The sequence below is a fragment of the Aquimarina sp. AU119 genome (assembly GCF_900312735.1).
Classification (GTDB): Bacteria; Bacteroidota; Bacteroidia; order Flavobacteriales; family Flavobacteriaceae; genus Aquimarina; species Aquimarina algiphila.
In genome coordinates this window covers 93055-110913 of record NZ_OMPF01000013.1, presented here as the reverse complement: position 1 = coordinate 110913, position 17859 = coordinate 93055, and the positions used below count along the sequence as shown (strand labels likewise).

Below are 17859 nucleotides of genomic sequence, written 5' to 3'. Positions count from 1 at the left end.
CTTATAAGCTTGTTATATAACAAAATTTTATGCAATATCAGGGAGCACTTACTAAGATGCAGACAGAAATAGGAGATCCTATTCAATACTATTTGATTTTTGAGTCTGATTTTATACAAGTTAATCAATTATTAAATAAAAAAATACAAATAGAATTTGTGGGTTACAAATGTCTTGCTTGTGGCGAGAATAAAAAAATATTTAGACAAGGATATTGTTATGATGATTTCTATAATCAGCCTCAGGTAGGAGATTGGGTTATGAGGCCAGAATTAAGTACTGCACATTTAGGTATAGAAGATAGAGATCTGGATTTTGAAAAAAAGGCTCAACTTCAACCTCATATAGTGTATTTAGCAAATTCTAGTAATGTCAAAGTAGGAGTAACCCGAAAATCTCAAGTGCCTACTAGATGGATAGATCAGGGCGCGCATGAAGCTATAGAGATTGTAGAAGTGCCAAATAGATACTTAGCAGGGATTACAGAAGTAGCATTAAAAGAACAAGTAGCCGATAAAACAAATTGGAGAACAATGCTTAAGAATGAAGTGGTCGATGAAGATTTGATTGCATTTAAAAATAAAATCAAAAATTTTGTTCCTGATGAGGTTAAAGAATATTTTATTGAAAATGGAAAAGAAACACAACTTCATTTTCCTGTACTTCGATATCCGGATAAGTTAAAAAGCTTAAATCTTGAGAAAACACCAGAATTTTCGGGAATTCTTAAGGGAATTAAAGGCCAGTATCTCATTTTTGAAGATAATACGGTCTTTAACGTAAGGAATAACGAAGGGTATGTGGTGAGTTTGACAATTTCTTAACAGGATTGCTGTATAATTACCAGCTCCTCTTTTCCGTGAATTTCACATTTTTCTAGTGTATCTTTTATATCCTCTATAGTTGTTCTAGGATTTATTAAACACATTCTTAGAACAATTTGACCTTGTAATATGGTAGTAACTAATAATGCTTCTCGCGAAGTAACGATTTTATTTGAAATATTCTGATTAATCTGATCTAGCTCTTTTTCTGATAAATGTTGACCTATTGGATTGTATCTGAAGTTAATTATGGCAAGTGTAGCGGGGGATGTAATTTCCCAGTGACTGCTCCTTCTTAAAATATCCTCTGTCTGCTCGGCAAGATCTATGTTGTATTGAATAGCTTTTCTAAAAGAATTTAAGCCAAATGTTTTTAAGGACATATAAAATTTTAAGGCACGAAAACGACGCGTTAATTGAATACCATGATCATAAAAATTAATTTCAGATTCATTTCCTTCTATGTCTCTGAGGTATTCTGGTTTTTCGCTAAAAGTACTGCTCAACCAATTATGATCCTTAACTAATAGACACCCTATTTCATAAGGTTGATAAAACCATTTATGTGGATCTACAGTTAAAGAATCTGCTCTTTCAATTCCATTTAAAAGAGTCTTTCCTGTATTGGCTAAAATTGCCGCTCCGCCATAAGCACCATCAATATGTAACCATAGATGCTCTCTTTCACATATGGTAGCAATATCGTTTAAAGGATCTACTGTTCCCGTATTTGTAGTTCCGGCAGAGGCAATAATACAAAAAGGCTGCAATCTTTCTAAACGATCTCTGGCAATTGCATTTTTTAATTTGTTTATGGATATTTTAAATTCCATATCAGTTGGAATGATACGAATTTGTTCTTTTTTGAATCCAAGTACTTTGATTGCCTTTATATTTGAAGAATGGGCTTGATCAGAAAGATAAATTATAGCTTTTGAAAAATCATCTCCGCATCGTATTCTTCTTGCGGTAGCTAATGCCGTAAGATTAGCCATCGAGCCTCCGCTGGTGAATATACCTCCTCCTTTTTTGGTAGGAAAACCAAAAACATCCAGCAACCAGTTCATCGTTATTATTTCTAGTTCAGCCGCTGCTGGAGATGCTGCCCAACCTCCCGAAAATATATTAAAGCCAGTAGCAATTGTATCAGCCATTGCACTTATGTAATTACTTGGTCCAGGAACAAACGAATATGATTTTGGATGTGATACTATATTGCTATGCGGAATAATCTGATCCATTACAAAATCTAAAACCTCGTTTGCAGGTGTGGGTTGATCAGGAATCTGTTCTGTCAATAGGGCATCCATCTCCTCTCGTGATGCCATCGTAACTGGTTTTTTTGAATCCTGATTTTCAAAATGTTCTACAATATGATCTATGATTTTATATCCATATTGTTGCATTTCTTCTTTTGACAGCTTTAGTGTAGAATTGAGGTTATCTTTGATCATCTTGTTGCCATTTTTATCGTACAGAATAACAAAAGTAGGATACTTAAATAGAATTTACTTGTATAATCTTTTAAAAAAATGGTATTTTAATAGTAAAGAGAGATTTTATCCAACTAAGAAATTAATGCCTTGAAAAATAGAGAGAGTTACTAATACTATTCCAATGATTTTGGATAGTTTGTTTTTAGAATCCTCGGATTTTTGGGCCATTTTATTTCCCCACCTTCCATAAAAATATAATGTTCCTATTTTACCCAAATATATACCAAAAAAGAAAAGAAAAAGAGATGTTAAAGGGTTTTGACTAGTGAGATCAAAAATATACTTGTTTACTAATGAAATAGCTAAAATCCAATAGATAATTACAGGTGGGTTTAATATAGATAGAGAAAATCCGGTAAGAAATTTGGAGCTGGATATTTTTATTTTCCTGGTATTATTTTTTGTGTTTGTTTTGGTTTTGAAAATTAAAAAATATAATCCGATACTAAAGAAAAGAAAAATAAATACGATTTGGATCCATTGGTTTGCCAGAAAAAAATCTGATAATTCCATACTACAGTGTAAAGCAAAGAGAGCGAGTACTACTTCACCAATTCCTGCAGCCAAAGCTATGTATGATGCGTTTCTGATACTTTCTTTTATAGAAGTATTGATAACGGCTAAATTAACTGCCCCAAGAGGTAAGGCACCTACTACAGCAATAAGAATTCCAAATAGAAGATATAATAGTATCATGGTTGATTAGTAGTTGCAAATATAATAATCTTACATATTTTGTTTTATAAAAAAATAGAAGCGACAATTGTCGCTTCTATATCTACCCTTAGTAAAAATGATAATTTGAATACATTACTAATTTATTTTTAAAAATTTCCGTCGACTCCGATTCTTATTTTTTTTATGATTTCTTCATAATATAAAATCGTCGATATAATTTTTTCGGTATCAGCGTATGGAATTAATTCTTCGACCATTGTGTCTATTGTTTCCAGATTATCACGTATCGATTCTGTAGTGTTTTTTAGAACTTTAAGGTGCCTTGAATCTTCTTTAATACCAATATCGCCTAATCGAACACCGGCTTCATTGGTGAGTGATAAGAATGGTAGTATCGTCATGATTTCTTTTACTCGATCTTGATACAAATTAATTAGTTCTCCTTTTTTTAATGATTGAAGATCGCTTATGGTATGAAATTTATTGATTTGATCTCTTTGGGTAAAAAATACAGCTGGGTTCGCTTGTTGCCCAAAAGTTATACTTGTTGTTATAAATAAAATAAAGCTTGTTAAAATTTTTGACATAGTGTATACTAAATTATAGTGTTGAATTGACCCTATTATATAAATCAGTTCACATTTTTTATTGCATTACCATATAATTGTTTAAAGACTGCTTCAGTTTAAATTTTGGAGATATTGAATTATTCGGATCACTAAATAGATTAGCAACTTCGACAAAGCTTTTTGTAAACCTATTATATTTTAAAATATCTAAAGTGTTGTTAATTGTTTTGTTGCTCGAGTCTACGCCTTCGCCATGAATATTAAAAAAGCTATTATCCATCATAAATGCTTTTTGCATTACCGCTAATGATGTAAATGATTTATCAAATTTTACAACATCAGAGAAACCAGATATCTTAGAGTTGTGAATATACGTTAGAGCAGAGTTTGATGCAAAAATAGCTGCGCTTGTATGTTGATAGTTAGTTTTGTCAGATAGATTTACCAGCGTTGCATTGCTAATAGTAACATCTGTTACAGTATTTGGTCTTATGTAACCAAGTTCTTTATTATAACCGTCTACTTCTATAGCATAAGATCCTTGAGGGCTATTAATGTATGGGTGACGTACTGCGATGATACTGCTTAATGTTCCTTTAAACCCTTCTGAGATATGATAATCATTCTTTTGGGCTTTAAGAGATATTAGGTTTCTTATGCTGTTTTTTCCTCCATGAATGTTATATGAATCTTGACCTGAATAGCTAACCATGATGTCTTCTATGATTGATGTGGTGCCAATACCATAAAGTGATAATCCACTTGTGCCTTTTTTTCTCTTAGCTGTATTACCAGAGAATTCAATTCTTAAATACCTTAAAATTGTAGTTTCCTCGTCTGGCATATTTCCTCCATATACAGAATACTGAGGATTGAAATTCCCCTCGATTATACCATTTCCAGAAACAGTATTTACTTTTCCAGATCCAGCAATAGTTATACCACCCCAATCTCCACTGTTTCTTGATTTAGATGCTTTACTAGATGTAAATACAATAGGATACGCTTTTGATCCAATTGCGATTAATTTAGCCCCTTTAGAGACAATAAGATTTGCAGGATTCTCATAATCACAACGGATTATAGTTCCTTCTTGTATTGTTAATGATGCACCTGGAGTAACATATACATCTCCAGACATTAAGTAAACGCTATCATTTGTTAAATAAGTATGATTAGAAATAACGTTAGGTAATTTCTCATCGGCTTCTGGATAGTCTACTTTGTTAGGAGCAAAGCTTGTCCAGCCTTTAGTCCATCCATCGTTATTCTCGCTAAAATCTTGTGCTGTGGTTAAAAAAGGAAATAATAGTAATACAAAAGCTGTTAAAAGAAAACATCTTTTTTTCATAATAGGTTATTTTGGGGTTAAACTTTTGGAAGAAATTTCTTTCTCTCAATTTTTCGGAATACTAAGATATGGGAGTTTGGATCAAAGTTGGTTACGTGTTTACCGTAAACTTTGTACGTTGGTCGTTATTTTAACTTAAATTAGTAAAATATTATGAGTAAAATTCCTACTAGATAAATATTTATTGATCTTAATATCAGTAAATTAGGTTGTTTAGGTGTTTTTGTTGTAAATGCTGAAAGTAATTTGTAAATGTTAAAGGTTTTTGACAAAAAAGGGGTCTTTTCCCCTCATTTTGAACCTTTTTATGCTCAATTATCTTCTTTAAAAAGGTGTTTAATCGTTAAAAAAACGAGTATTTTTAACACTAATTATTCAAAAATTATCTTAAAATGGTGTTTTTTGTGATAAAAATGTAACTTTTTAAGACTCTTTATTTGAGGTGTACTTATAAAAAAACAGCACTTATCGGCGCTGTTTTTTTATAAGTACATAAAAGTTGTATATGTCTTACGGTTTAGTTGTTTCCATTTGGTCCTAAACGCATTTTTTTTATCATCTCTTCAAAATATAGAATTGACCAAATTATATCACTTGTATCCGAATATGGAACAAGTTTTTTGACTGTGTTTTCTGTGTATTCAAAGGCTCTACGAGCTATCTCAATATTTTTTTCAACCACTTTGATATTCTCAGAGCTTTCTTCAATACCAAGATCACTTAGTGTTGTTCCTGCGGTATTAGTAAGGGATAGATACGGTATTGCAATAAATATTTCTTTAGTTCTTTCTAAATACAGCTGAATTAAAGCTCCCTTATTAAGTTCTTGTAATTCGTCAATAGTATGAAACCTTGTGACTAATTTATCAGGAGTGTACAAGACTGATCTTTGATTTTTTGTTTGGGCATTTATTGAAGTAATACTTAGTAATAGTAATACTATAGTAGTTAGTTTTTTCATGTTAGTAGTATTATAATCAGGTAAGTTGTTTATTCTAGTTGTTAGATTTTTTAAAAATGATATACGTTTATTGAATGACCATATAGTTATTTAATGAATTCTTTAATGTGAATTTTGGATTGCCTTTATCAAAAGGATCTTCAAACAATTCTTCAGGATTTTGAAAAGTCTTAGTAAAACGATTGTACTTAAGTAAATAAAAAGTAGCGTTTGCTATTTTATTTTCAGTATAGACACCTTCTTTATGAACATTTAAAAAGCTATTATCCATTTTAAATGCATGGTCAACCATTTTTAGAGTAGAAAAAGTTTTATCTAATCGAACTACATCAGAAAAGCCAGAAATAGTCGAATCATTAATATAAAGTTCAGCAAGATTGTTAACCGATATAGCAGCTCTAGAATGGCTATAATTCATTTGATCAGTCAATGATATTAAAGTTGCTCCCGTTATATCTACAGTGGTTAACTTTTTTGTATTCTTAAACCCAACTTTATTGTCATAACCATCAATTTCGACGGCGTAAGAACCATTATCACTCGTAATGTATGGATGTCTAATAGCAAGAATGTTTATTAATTCTGATGTATGGCCTTGAGTAAAATCAAAATCGTCATCACTCGATTTAAGGGATATTAGATTTTTAGAAACAGATTCACCGCCAGTCCATTGAAAAGAATCGTCAGCAGAATAGCTAATCATTATATTTTCCATTATAGATTTCTTTCCTAATGCATATAATGAAAGTCCGTTTGTTGATTTGCCTGCGTATTCGATTCTTACAAATCTTAACACTGTTGTTTCTTCATTTTCATTTGTTCCTCCATAAGAAGTGTAAAGGGGATCAAATTTTCCTTTGATTACTCCTTCTCCTTCTGTGCTATAAGCATTTCCTGAACCTATAATTGTAATACCTCCCCAATCACCATGACTTCTTGAATTAGGAGATTTGTTAGATGTAAAAACAATAGGATAAGCCTTACTGCCATTAGCAATAAGTTTAGCTCCTCTGGTTACAATCAGATTAGCGGAATTCTCAACATCACCTCTTAATACAGTACCTTCTTGTATTGTAAGGGTGGCATTATTAGTTACATAAATATCACCCGACATAAGATATACCAGATCACTTCTTAAAAAAGTATCTTCGGATATTATATTTGGTAATACTTTATCGTAATCTTCATAGTCGGTTTTATTTGGTTCGAAATTAGTCCATCCTCTTAACCATTTCATACTAAAAATATCATTTTGAGAAAATCCATTGAAGGAAATGGCTAAAAGTAATAATCCGGTAATTATGTATATTTTTTTCATGATTTAATCTTTTGGTGATAGTTTTAAAAGAAATCTTCACTGACTTTTCTTAGTAAACATCAATTCAAATTTTACAATTCGTAGTTTGTAAACTTGTTTATGTTGTCGATATTAAAAGGCTAAGATTACAAGGTTAAATAGGTATTAACATTTTTTTGTGTTAACTCAAGCTTAGAAAAATAAACTAAAACGTATGTTTTAGAACAAAAAAAATCAGCGGTACGAGCTGACTTTTTTTATTCATTTTTCTTTTTAAAGTTAAAAATTTCCGTTGGCGCCTATCCTAATTTTTTTGATTACTTCTTCATAATATAGTATAGTCCAGATAATTTTTTCAGTATCGGCATACGGAATAAAATCAGAAATCAAAACTTTGGTGTTTTCAAAAGTTTTTAGAGTACTTTCTCGGTGTTTATTGAGTGTTTTTAAATGATCAGAATTTTCTTTGATTCCTATATCAGATAGTTTAACATTAGGTTCATTGGTCAAGGCTAAAAAAGGTAAAATCGTTACAATCTCATTAACACGGGCTGTATATAGTTTGATGAGCTCTCCTTTTTTTAAATTTTCTAGTTCATCTATAGTGTGAAATTTACCTATCATGGCTTTTTGATCAAAAAAAACATTTTTGTTTGTTTGAGTATAACTAAGGTTTATGATAAAACAGGTGAGGAAAATAGTATGAAGTAGTTTCATTATGGCAATAGTTTTAAGTGTGGATACTCAAATTTACTGCATCACAATATAATTTTCAGATTCTTTTGATGTAAATTTTAGATTTTTTTTAGTTCTGCGAACTTGTAAATGCATCATTAACAATCCTTAACTAATTTATATTGAGTTAAGGATTGCAGTTAGATATCAAATATTCTATTCTCTAATTCTTTGTTTTTGTAGAATCTTTCTTCTTTTTCTTTTTAAGAAAACCTCCTAAAATATTTTTGGCAGTGCTTTCTAATGTTTCTTTAGTATTGTTAGCATTTGTTTTAGAAGAATCTGTTGATTTTTTTGAACCCCCCAATAAATTGGTTAATGCTTCTTGACCTTTACCTATTAATTCGCCCTTAACCTTTTGTTTTTGTTTATCGACTATTTGTTGTGTTAGTTGTTTTACAGCATCACCGGTATTAAGGTTGATTTTTGGATTTTTGAAATTACCAGAAATGCCTATAGGTAGTCCAACAGTCATTGCATCTGCTTCTTTTGCATCAAGTTGAGAAATCAAACTTCCTACTTCACTACCTAAATATTTAGCGGGAACATCAAGTTTAATATTATAATTTATATTCTGATCAAAATTATGATCACCACCAGCAGTAATTTTTATGCCTTCAACATCAAATTCGAAAGGTTTTACATTAATTTTTCCGTCATCAAAACTTAGTTTTGTTTTGATATCTTTTAGATTTAATTGGTCTAATTCTAAAAAATTAAGCTGATTATCCAGGTTAGAAAGGAATGGGGTTTTTGTGGTCGATACTTGTGCATTAAGAATCTCTGCAAGCGCCTTCCCTTTCAATGATGTTAAGATCGGAATGAGATTTTCATTAAGGCTACCATTTAAGTTTATTTTTGTAGTGAGATCACCGGTTAATGCTCTTGCAATCGGAGCCAGCCCTTTTATCAGTTCTAAATTGTTGAAAGATTGTACAATATCAATCTTGCTTAAATCTAAAGCCATATCAAAAGTCGGAATTTTTGATTTGGTCGATACGTTACCATTAAGTGCCATACCTCCATCAAAAATATTAGAAGTTATATTGTCCAGATATGCAGTTTCATCCTTTATTCTTACTGTACCTTTTGTATTTTTAAGTTCCAGATTGTCATAAAAAACAGTTTGGGTATCAAAATTTAAAGTAGCATCCAGAAAAGAAGGAATTCTCATAGTGTCATCCTCATTACCTTCAGTGCTTGTTACTTCTTCTCCTTCTTCTGATTCTTGTTCGTTGACCATAAAATCATCTACAGCGAATACCTTGGAGTTTACATCAAAGTTTCCTTTTAAGTCTTGTTCTGCAAATAAAAATCCCATAAGATTATTGATCGTACCAGTGGCGGCCAGATCTGATCTACCTGTAGTCGCTTCCATTTTATCAAGTGAAATGGTTTCTGGATTAAAACTTACGTTGGCATTTTCAATTTTTATTTCATTAGGGACATCAGGCGAAGCATATGTAAATTGAGAAATGCTGGCAGTTCCTGAGCTTTTTATGTTTTGATATTGTTCTTTTTCTAAAGATTGCATATCAAACTTGGTTTTGATATCAGCTTTTACAATCCCATTTAGCTCTTGTTCTAATTGTAGAGGATATGCCTGATTTATATTAGCAAGATTTAATGTACCCTTTAGCATCATGTCAACAATCATATTTTTGGTAAGATTGCGTAAACTTCCTCTGGCTGCAAATGAATCCTGGTCTATTTTAAACGTTAGGTTGCCAATTTTTATATAAGTGTCATCAACCAGGCCAGTTTCATTTATAATTTGGGTATCTATATTAATGTTTTTTACTCCTTTGGGTAAATCGGGATATTTAAAAGAAGCATTATTTGAAGCTATTTTGATATCCATTTTTGGAATATAAGTATCATCAGATTTCCCTTTAATTATGCCATTAATTGAGAAATCACCACTTGTTTGTACACCATCTAGATTTTTGGCGTAAGTTTCAGGAATCACAGCAAGAAAATTCTTAAAATCTGAAGAAGGAGTTTTAAAACTAAGGTCCACTTCGGTATATTTTTCAAATAATTGAACAAACCCTGCAAATTCTAAAGGTAATCGATTAATTTCTGCTTTATTTTCTTTAAAAGAATAGCGTTGGTTTTTAAGATCCAGCTCTATTTGTGCATCAAGTTTTAGCTTATTTTTATTTAGATATTTTGAGTTATCTAGACTAAAAGAGGCTTCAGATGAAGTTTGGGTGTCAAGAATTATTGTTGAACCAGATACAGAGCCATCACCACTATGATTAAGTCCGGTCATTTCTAAAATGGTTTTACTTACATCATCTTTAAATAAAATTTTGCTTTCATTGATTTCATAATGATCCAAAGCAAAAGTAAAAGAATTACCTTCTTCTTCTATTGGTGTTTCTTCAACGGTATCATCTTTTTTGGTAATATCTACATTAGAATTCCCTAAAGAATCTGTTTTAATGGCAATGAGCGCTTCATCAATAATGATTTTTTGTACACTAATAGATTCTGAAGCATCTTTAAATAATTCATTTATCGACATGTCCAAAGCAATTCTTTTTGAATATGCAAGTGTATCTCCTTCAAAAGGAGCGTAATTAATAATAGAAAATTCATCAATTACAACAGACGCCTGAGGAAAACTACGGATAAGACTAAGGTCTAAACTAGCAAAATCTACTTTTGCATTTACATGTTCGTTTACAAGATATCGTACTTTGTCCTGTATCGTTCCTTTAAATAAAAATGGAATAGAAATAACGACTATAATGAGAAGTAGTATAAGGATACCAAGAACTTTTAGGGCTTTTTTCATCGGTTTAAATTTATTATTTTTCGAAGATCAGACTTGTACTGATGTATAATCGATATAAAATGATCCCTTTAATGAGATCAGCTCATATCGTGATGACATAACTTTTATATAAAATAACGATTTACAAAGATACTATGTTACGTATTTTAAGTTAACTATTTGTTAGATTTTAAATTTCCATATCCAATTCGCCTCCTTGTTGCAGTTTAAATCGTCTTCTTATTATATATACAGCTAGATATAAAACAGGCGTATCTAGTGCAGCAACAAGTACTTTGAATAAGAATCCATTAAGTAATAAAACTCCAAAACGATCCCATTCTATGATGCCAAAAGAACATAGTAATAGTAACACAGTTAAAGTATCTATAAGTTGTGAAGAAAAAGTAGAAAAATTATTTCGAAGCCAAAGATGTCTTCCTTTGGTTAAGCGTTTCCAGAAATGAAAAACCTGAATGTCTATATATTGTGCAAAAAGATAAGCCATCATTGAAGCAAATACAGCAATTACAGTGGCTCCAAAAACCTGGTTAAATATATCATCATTTATTGGTGACCAAGCTGTGGCGGGAACATATGATGAAGCAGATACAATAAGTAGCGAAAAGAAAGAAGCAAAGATTCCTGCTGTTACTATCTGATTTGCCTTTTTTTTACCAAATATTTCGCTTATGATATCAGTAATTAGAAAAGTAATAGGATAGGGTAGAATACCCACAGAAATTTCAAAAGTATACATCCCAAAAAAATCCCAATAAAAGAATTTTTGAAAAATAAGATTAGAGACTACCAATGATGAGATAAAAAGTGCTCCCAGAATAAGGTATATTCGATAAGCTATACGTTTGTCTTTTAAATCCAGAAGAGTTTCGTTCAAAATAAAATAATAGTTAATAATAGTTCACGCAAAAATAAGGTGAAGTGGTTTTGTTTTGCTTAATTTGCTCTTAAAAATAAGGAGTTCTTGCCAGAATATAAATATCCAGCCTTGAAAACACCTCATCAAATACATATTTCGTTAGGAAGTAATATAGGAAATCGTCTAAGTTTTCTTCAGAATGCAGTACATGAAATTTATAAACGCATTGGAGACGTGACTTCTACTTCTAGTGTATATCAAACACCAGCCTGGGGGTTTAATAGCGATGACTTCTATAATGCATGTATATGTATTCACACAATTTTTCCATCAGAAAAAGTATTAAATTTTCTTTTGGAAATTGAAAATGATTTAGGTCGAAATAGGACGGAAGGTAATGGTTATGAAGCTAGGACAATTGATCTGGATATTATTTTTTCTTCCGAAGGAAATCTATCAACTGCAGCATTAAAAGTTCCCCATCCGGCAATGCAAGATCGAAAATTTGTTTTAGAGCCATTAGCAGAAATTGCAGGAAATATAATGCATCCAACTCTGAAGAAAACAGTAGAGCAGTTATTGAGAGAAACTTCTGATGACTCGCAAGTAACATTAGTACAGGATAAAATAATAAACCCAAAGGATAGATATGCTTTGTCAAGATTTCAATACCTAACAATTGAAGGAAATATTGGAGCAGGTAAAACAAGTTTGGCACAATTAATAGCAAGAGAATTTAATGCAAAATTAATTCTGGAACGTTTTGCTGATAATCCTTTTTTACCAAAGTTTTATGAAGATATGGAGCGATACGCTTTTCCTTTGGAGATGTCTTTTCTAGCAGATCGTTACCAACGTTTACAGGATGATATTGCTCAGTTTGATTTATTTAAAGATTTTGTAGTAAGTGATTATGATGTTTTTAAATCTTTAATTTTTGCTAAGGTGACGCTACAGTCAGAAGAATTTAAGTTATATAAAAAGGTGTTTGATTTAATGTATAGAAACCTGGCAAAACCAGGTTTGTATGTGTACTTATACCAAAATACCGAACGTCTTTTGGAAAACATAAAAAAAAGGGGTAGAGATTATGAGCAAAAAATCCCTCCAGAATATCTTGATAAGATTAATAAGGGATATTTACAGTTTATAAAATCACAACCAGAATTTAATGTAAGGGTAGTGGATGTTTCAGAACGCGATTTTGTGGCAAATCGATCTGATTATATTTCCATTCTCGACGAGATTTCTAAATAATTTTATGGTAACGATTATAAATCCTGGGCAATTTTTTGGACTTCATCCAGAACTCGGAGTAAGTTGCCACTCCAAAGTTTTTCGATTTGCTCTTCAGTGTATCCTCGTTTTACCAGTTCCAGGGTTACATTAAAGGTTTCAGAGGCATCACTCCATCCTTCAATTCCACCGCCACCATCAAAGTCGGAGCTAATCCCCACATGATCAATTCCGATTTTGTTTACCATGTAATCAATATGATTTACAAAATCCACAACATCTACAGCAGGAGGGAGGTCATTCATATTTTTTATTTTACCTCTTCGTATAGCCGCCATTTTCCCCAAGAAATCATAATATTCTTCTTTCTCTTCTGTAGTTAAAACCATGACTTCTTCTCGTTCTAGCCATTTTACATTCATAGAATCCGCAATTTGCTTAGCGATCTGAACTTCTATCTTATTTCTTTTTTCAAATTTTTCTGTATTTAGATATGAAGTAAAAGCTACAGTTTGCACTACACCTCCGTTTTCTTTTAACCATTGCAGTTGTTCATCATCCAGATTTCTGCTATGATTGCATAAAGCTCTCGCAGAAGAATGCGATGCTATTATCGGTGCTTTAGAAAGTTCAATGATCTGTCGCATAGATTCTTTAGAAGGATGAGAGACATCGATCATAATTCCTTCTTTATTCATTTCGACAATTACTTCTTTACCTAATTCACTTACTCCATTATGTAACCAAATACCATCTGCTTCACCAGTATTAGAATCACAAAGTTGACTGTGACCATTATGAGAAAGTGACATATATCTGGCACCGAGATCATAAAACTTCTTTACATTTTTAATGTCTGTGCCAATAGGATACCCGTTTTCGACCCCTATCATTGCCACCTTTTTACCATCTTTATGAATTCGTCGTACATCATCAGAAGTAAGTGCTAGTTCAATTTGGTCTGGAGCAATTTCTTTGGTTAGTTTATGTATCGCTTCAAATTTAGACATTGCAACCTCATATGCTTTCTCATAACCAATGGTAGTAAGAGAATCCTGACCAGTATACACAATGAACCAGGCGACATCCAGTCCTCCTTTTGTCATTTTTGGTAATGTTATTTGAGAACTAAGGTTCTGGGTATAGTTTATAGAATCTGTAAAATTTTTAATATTGATATCGCAATGCGTGTCTAATGTGATGACATTATTGTGAATTTTTTTTGCTTTGGCTATGAGTTGATCTTCGGTTGGTTTTTCTGTCATGGTAGTTTCTTGTTTACAGGAAACAAAAAGAGAAATAAAAATGATAAATAATGAAATGTGTCTCATGTTGAGTGCTATTGTCGTTGAAAATTAGTTAACTATAAACATACGAAACAAATTTTAGATCATCATTTCTGAAACTAAAACTGCCTGAAAAGGGATTTCGGACAATTTAAAAATTGTTGATTGGATGAGTATTCATTTTTCTTTATAAAGCATTCTTGTTTTTCAAAGAAATGATTGGTTGACGACTTTTTTTGAACCCTTTAAAAAGTAAATGTAAAAGATTAAATCATGAGTTTTAGCAAGGGATTTTTATTTAAATTTTATTGAATATATCCCAAATTACAACTCCAGCACTTACAGAAATATTTAAGGAGTGTTTGCTTCCATATTGAGGAATTTCAATTACATCATCGCTTTCTGAAACCACATCTTGTTGCACACCTTTTACTTCATTTCCAAAGATAACCGCATATTTTTGATTGGGTTGTGGGATAAAGTCATTTAGTAGAATTGCATTTTCTGCTTGTTCTATCGAAAGGATTTTTATGTTTTCTAATTTTAAATCTTCAACTAATTTCAATGTGTCTTCATGGTGTTCCCAATCCACTGTTTCTGTTGCTCCCAGAGCCGTTTTTTGAATATCTTTATGAGGTGGAGTTGCAGTAATACCACAGAGGTATATTTTTTCGATTAAAAAAGCATCTGCAGTTCTAAAAACAGATCCGATATTATTCAAACTCCTGATATTGTCTAAAATAATAAGTAATGGTGTTTTTGTAGATGCTTTAAATTCTGCTATTGTTTTGCGATCGAGTTCGCTATTTTTTAATTTTCTATTATTTTTCATTGCTGCAAAAATATCATTTATTCACAGAAGAGAAAAAGAACGAGGAGAAGTGTTTTGTGTCCAATGGGAGAAATTTAAGCCACTGTAACATCAAAAATTGATCAAATATACAATTAGCTTCATCGAATATAAATTGATGATTCTCTATTTGATAGTTTGCTATTTATCTTTAGGGTGTTCAAATAAGATATTTGTAATGAAAACGACTTTTATTTTTAAAGATCACGAGAATGACTAATTGTAGATTGGTTTTTAGAGCATTATTTCTTGTAAATATAGTTATCATGCTTTGTCAATGTAAAGAAAATGATACTAAAGCTAATACCAAAGAAAATAATGACCTCGAAACTTCTGAAAAAGACATAAATATTCCTTCTAAAAAGACATGGATGGGGAGGTATCATCTTGATTTGGAGGATATACCTCATATGGGGGAAGCTAATAGTGTTTATTTGACTTTTGATGTCAATGAAACCAGGTCTAGTCTAACGGTTCGAGTCAATGATGAAAAACCAGTTAAGTACTTTGGCGAAATAATAAAAAAAACTAATGATACTCTAGTTTTACAAGTTGTTGAAGACGGAGAAGATATTGACTATTATATCTGCCAATATGAGCCAGGTTATTATCAGGTTAGTGGTTCTGAGATTTATATGATAAACCCTCCTAATGATCAGTATGATTTGGTTAAAAGCAAAACATATAAGGATCAAGGAGATTTAGGTATTTCATTGTTGTATGAAGGATATGTAAATTCTGAAAATGGATTGAATATTAGAAATGAACCAAGTCTAAAAAGTGATAAAATAGGAACAATTCCCTATGAAGCAAGTGTAAAAGTATTAAGAAGAACTAATAATTTTGAAAACCTAAACTTAGGGAATGGACGTATTGCCCATGGACAATGGGTTTATATTTCTTTCTTTTCTTCAATAACTAATAAAGAAGTTAAAGGCTATATCTATGATTATTTTATTAATTACAGTGTAGATAGCTCAATACTCTATGATTCTTTGGATCAGGCTAAAAAATCGTTTAGTTTGGATAAGCAATGTGTTATGGATAATGCTTCTAGTAATTTTATCTATAGTATGCAAGCGTTAGTGTATAATGAAGAGGATCGTCCGTCCAAAGTAAGAATAGAAATTCAAGGAATTACGGATGAGAATAGTATTTTTCAACGTTTGGATTATTTTCCTTCGCTTTGGTATTCTTATGGAGAAGTGTCTTGTGATGTTAGAAATTATTTTGAAGTCAGTAGTGATAATAGATCTATAGAGATTGGAGCGTATGGATATTTTATTATTTGGGATTTTAATATGGATGGTTTAGAAGATTTTGCAGTTTTACATGATGTGGGAGGAAGTGCAGGATCTATTTATGATTTTTTCTTGCAACAAGAAAATGGTACTTTCTTAAGAGAGGATTCATTTCCTTTTCAACTCTCTTTTTTTCCAACTTCTATTGATTTTGAAAATCAAACGATTACCGAAATGCATCCTATTGGTTGTTGTAAAATAAGTACCATAACCTATAAGAAAATAGCAAAGGATGAGTGGGAATTAGTAACATCTACAGTTGAAGAATTATAGGGTGTATGCTTTTGCCAAAAAATCTAAAAACTAGAGATGAACCCTATTTATAATAGTTAGTATCAAATATAAAATCATTTTTTAATATTGGGTGAGTTGGTGTACTGTTTTGGGATACTTAAATAAAATAAACTAATGAAGAGAATAATAGTAGCAATGAGTTTTTTTATTGTACTTGGTACAATAGCACAAGAGGATAAAATGTTTCACTCTTTAAAAAAGGCTTTGCGACATCCTAATAACGTGTATAGATTAGATTTATCGGGTAAAAACCTTAAGGTTCTTCCTGTAACGATAGGGCAATTAACGAATCTAAAAACCCTTAGCCTCAAGGATAATCAATTAACAAGCCTTCCTTTAGAAATAGGACAATTAATCAATTTAGAAACTCTTAATATTAGAGGGAATCAATTAACGAGTCTTCCTGAAGAAATAGGGCAATTAACCCAATTAAAATCGCTTTATCTTTTAGAAAATGAATTAACAAGCCTTCCTGTAAATATAGAGAAGTTAGTTAATTTGAGAAACCTTCATCTTAAAGAAAATCGATTAACAAATTTTCCAATAGCAATATGTAAATTAACTCGTTTGGAAGTGCTCGATCTTGATGATAATCAACTGATAAATATTCCGGTAGAGATTAGCCAACTAATCAATTTAGAAACGCTTTATCTTAAAGGAAATCAATTAACAAATATCCCCGAAGATATAGGAGAGTTAACTAGTTTGAAAAGCTTTAATCTCAGGAAAAATCAATTAACTAATCTTCCTATGACGATAGGTAAGTTAATTCATTTAGAGTCACTTTACCTTAGTGAAAATCAATTAACAAGCCTTCCTTCAGAAATAGTGAATTTGGTTAATTTAGGTTTTCTTACTGTTACAGAAAATCAATTAACAAATCTTCCTGAAGGAGTAGGGCAATTAACGAATTTAAGTAGTCTTCATCTTAGAGGAAATCAATTGACTAATTTTCCTTATGAAATAGAGCAATTAACGAATTTGAAAGCACTTGATCTCAGCAAAAACCAATTAACGAGTATTTCTACAGGAATAGGGGAATTAACAGTTTTGAGACATCTTAATCTTAGAGGAAATCAACTAACAAGTCTTCCAGGAACAATAGGACGATTAACTAATTTGAAAAGATTTTTTCTGGAAAATAACCAACTAATACATCTTCCTAATTCTATAGAAAAGTTAACCAATTTGGAAAAGTTTTTACTTCAAGGAAATACGTTTTCAGAAGAAGAAAAAAGTAAAATTAAAAAGCTTGTTCATAAAGCAAACTTCAATTAATAGTAGTGTTTAAATCCATAAATCATTACGTATATAAAACC

15 protein-coding genes are annotated in these 17859 nt (G+C 31.3%); 4 read left to right on the top strand and 11 right to left on the bottom strand.

Annotation, left to right across the window (positions count from 1 at the left end; all coding sequences use genetic code 11):
• Positions 1–29: 29 nt before the first annotated feature.
• Entirely contained in the window at positions 30–824 is a 795-nt protein-coding gene (locus DK442_RS09080) for a DUF2797 domain-containing protein (RefSeq protein ID WP_109435548.1), read from the top strand.
• Here the strand turns inward: DK442_RS09080 and DK442_RS09075 are convergent.
• From DK442_RS09075 to DK442_RS09035, 9 genes are all read right to left on the bottom strand, one after another.
• Entirely contained in the window at positions 821–2278 is a 1458-nt protein-coding gene (locus DK442_RS09075) for an aspartate aminotransferase family protein (protein ID WP_109435547.1), read from the bottom strand. The two genes, DK442_RS09080 and DK442_RS09075, sit on opposite strands and share 4 nt — an antisense overlap.
• 105 nt (positions 2279–2383) lie before the next feature.
• Positions 2384–3016, bottom strand: a complete 633-nt coding sequence (locus DK442_RS09070; protein WP_109435546.1) for a LysE family transporter — start codon at positions 3014–3016, stop codon at positions 2384–2386.
• A 128-nt stretch (positions 3017–3144) separates the two neighbouring features.
• On the bottom strand, positions 3145–3585 hold the full coding sequence (locus tag DK442_RS09065) for a hypothetical protein (protein WP_109435545.1): 441 nt from the start codon (positions 3583–3585) through the stop codon (positions 3145–3147).
• 58 nt (positions 3586–3643) lie between these two features.
• Positions 3644–4918, bottom strand: a complete 1275-nt coding sequence (locus DK442_RS09060) for a hypothetical protein (RefSeq protein WP_109435544.1) — start codon at positions 4916–4918, stop codon at positions 3644–3646.
• 517 nt (positions 4919–5435) lie between these two features.
• Positions 5436–5879: a hypothetical protein gene (locus tag DK442_RS09055; protein WP_109435543.1), complete on the bottom strand. Its 444-nt coding sequence runs from the start codon at positions 5877–5879 to the stop codon at positions 5436–5438.
• A 67-nt stretch (positions 5880–5946) separates the two neighbouring features.
• On the bottom strand, positions 5947–7197 hold the full coding sequence (locus tag DK442_RS09050) for a hypothetical protein (RefSeq protein ID WP_109435542.1): 1251 nt from the start codon (positions 7195–7197) through the stop codon (positions 5947–5949).
• Between the two features lie 258 nt (positions 7198–7455).
• On the bottom strand, positions 7456–7893 hold the full coding sequence (locus DK442_RS09045; RefSeq protein WP_109435541.1) for a hypothetical protein: 438 nt from the start codon (positions 7891–7893) through the stop codon (positions 7456–7458).
• Between the two features lie 181 nt (positions 7894–8074).
• Positions 8075–10714 (bottom strand): AsmA-like C-terminal region-containing protein, encoded by a 2640-nt coding sequence (locus DK442_RS09040; protein WP_109435540.1) that lies wholly within the window; start codon positions 10712–10714, stop codon positions 8075–8077.
• Between the two features lie 169 nt (positions 10715–10883).
• Entirely contained in the window at positions 10884–11591 is a 708-nt protein-coding gene (locus DK442_RS09035; RefSeq protein WP_235010930.1) for a queuosine precursor transporter, read from the bottom strand.
• Between the two features lie 87 nt (positions 11592–11678).
• Between DK442_RS09035 and folK the strand changes: the two genes are divergently transcribed.
• Positions 11679–12830: a 2-amino-4-hydroxy-6-hydroxymethyldihydropteridine diphosphokinase gene (gene folK, locus DK442_RS09030; protein WP_235010929.1), complete on the top strand. Its 1152-nt coding sequence runs from the start codon at positions 11679–11681 to the stop codon at positions 12828–12830.
• A gap of 14 nt (positions 12831–12844) precedes the next feature.
• Here the strand turns inward: folK and DK442_RS09025 are convergent, their stop codons facing one another.
• Together DK442_RS09025 and DK442_RS09020 are read right to left on the bottom strand one after the other, a co-directional pair.
• Positions 12845–14140: a dipeptidase gene (locus tag DK442_RS09025; RefSeq protein WP_109435539.1), complete on the bottom strand. Its 1296-nt coding sequence runs from the start codon at positions 14138–14140 to the stop codon at positions 12845–12847.
• Between the two features lie 253 nt (positions 14141–14393).
• Entirely contained in the window at positions 14394–14927 is a 534-nt protein-coding gene (locus DK442_RS09020; RefSeq protein ID WP_109435538.1) for an RNA methyltransferase, read from the bottom strand.
• A gap of 230 nt (positions 14928–15157) precedes the next feature.
• Here DK442_RS09020 and DK442_RS09015 point away from each other — a divergent pair, with 230 nt between their 5' ends.
• Positions 15158–16519, top strand: a complete 1362-nt coding sequence (locus tag DK442_RS09015; RefSeq protein ID WP_109435537.1) for an SH3 domain-containing protein — start codon at positions 15158–15160, stop codon at positions 16517–16519.
• Between the two features lie 135 nt (positions 16520–16654).
• Positions 16655–17818 (top strand): leucine-rich repeat domain-containing protein, encoded by a 1164-nt coding sequence (locus DK442_RS09010; protein ID WP_109435536.1) that lies wholly within the window; start codon positions 16655–16657, stop codon positions 17816–17818.
• Positions 17819–17859 lie beyond the last annotated feature (41 nt).

Bases quoted from the DNA above. Each gene is read 5' to 3' on its own strand.
- DK442_RS09080 (WP_109435548.1), top strand. From the start codon at position 30: ATGCAATATCAGGGAGCACTTACTAAGATGCAGACAGAAATAGGAGAT.
- DK442_RS09075 (WP_109435547.1), bottom strand. From the start codon at position 2,278: ATGATCAAAGATAACCTCAATTCTACACTAAAGCTGTCAAAAGAAGAA.
- DK442_RS09070 (WP_109435546.1), bottom strand. From the start codon at position 3,016: ATGATACTATTATATCTTCTATTTGGAATTCTTATTGCTGTAGTAGGT.
- DK442_RS09065 (WP_109435545.1), bottom strand. From the start codon at position 3,585: ATGTCAAAAATTTTAACAAGCTTTATTTTATTTATAACAACAAGTATA.
- DK442_RS09060 (WP_109435544.1), bottom strand. From the start codon at position 4,918: ATGAAAAAAAGATGTTTTCTTTTAACAGCTTTTGTATTACTATTATTT.
- DK442_RS09055 (WP_109435543.1), bottom strand. From the start codon at position 5,879: ATGAAAAAACTAACTACTATAGTATTACTATTACTAAGTATTACTTCA.
- DK442_RS09050 (WP_109435542.1), bottom strand. From the start codon at position 7,197: ATGAAAAAAATATACATAATTACCGGATTATTACTTTTAGCCATTTCC.
- DK442_RS09045 (WP_109435541.1), bottom strand. From the start codon at position 7,893: ATGAAACTACTTCATACTATTTTCCTCACCTGTTTTATCATAAACCTT.
- DK442_RS09040 (WP_109435540.1), bottom strand. From the start codon at position 10,714: ATGAAAAAAGCCCTAAAAGTTCTTGGTATCCTTATACTACTTCTCATT.
- DK442_RS09025 (WP_109435539.1), bottom strand. From the start codon at position 14,140: ATGAGACACATTTCATTATTTATCATTTTTATTTCTCTTTTTGTTTCC.
- DK442_RS09020 (WP_109435538.1), bottom strand. From the start codon at position 14,927: ATGAAAAATAATAGAAAATTAAAAAATAGCGAACTCGATCGCAAAACA.
- DK442_RS09015 (WP_109435537.1), top strand. From the start codon at position 15,158: ATGACTAATTGTAGATTGGTTTTTAGAGCATTATTTCTTGTAAATATA.
- DK442_RS09010 (WP_109435536.1), top strand. From the start codon at position 16,655: ATGAAGAGAATAATAGTAGCAATGAGTTTTTTTATTGTACTTGGTACA.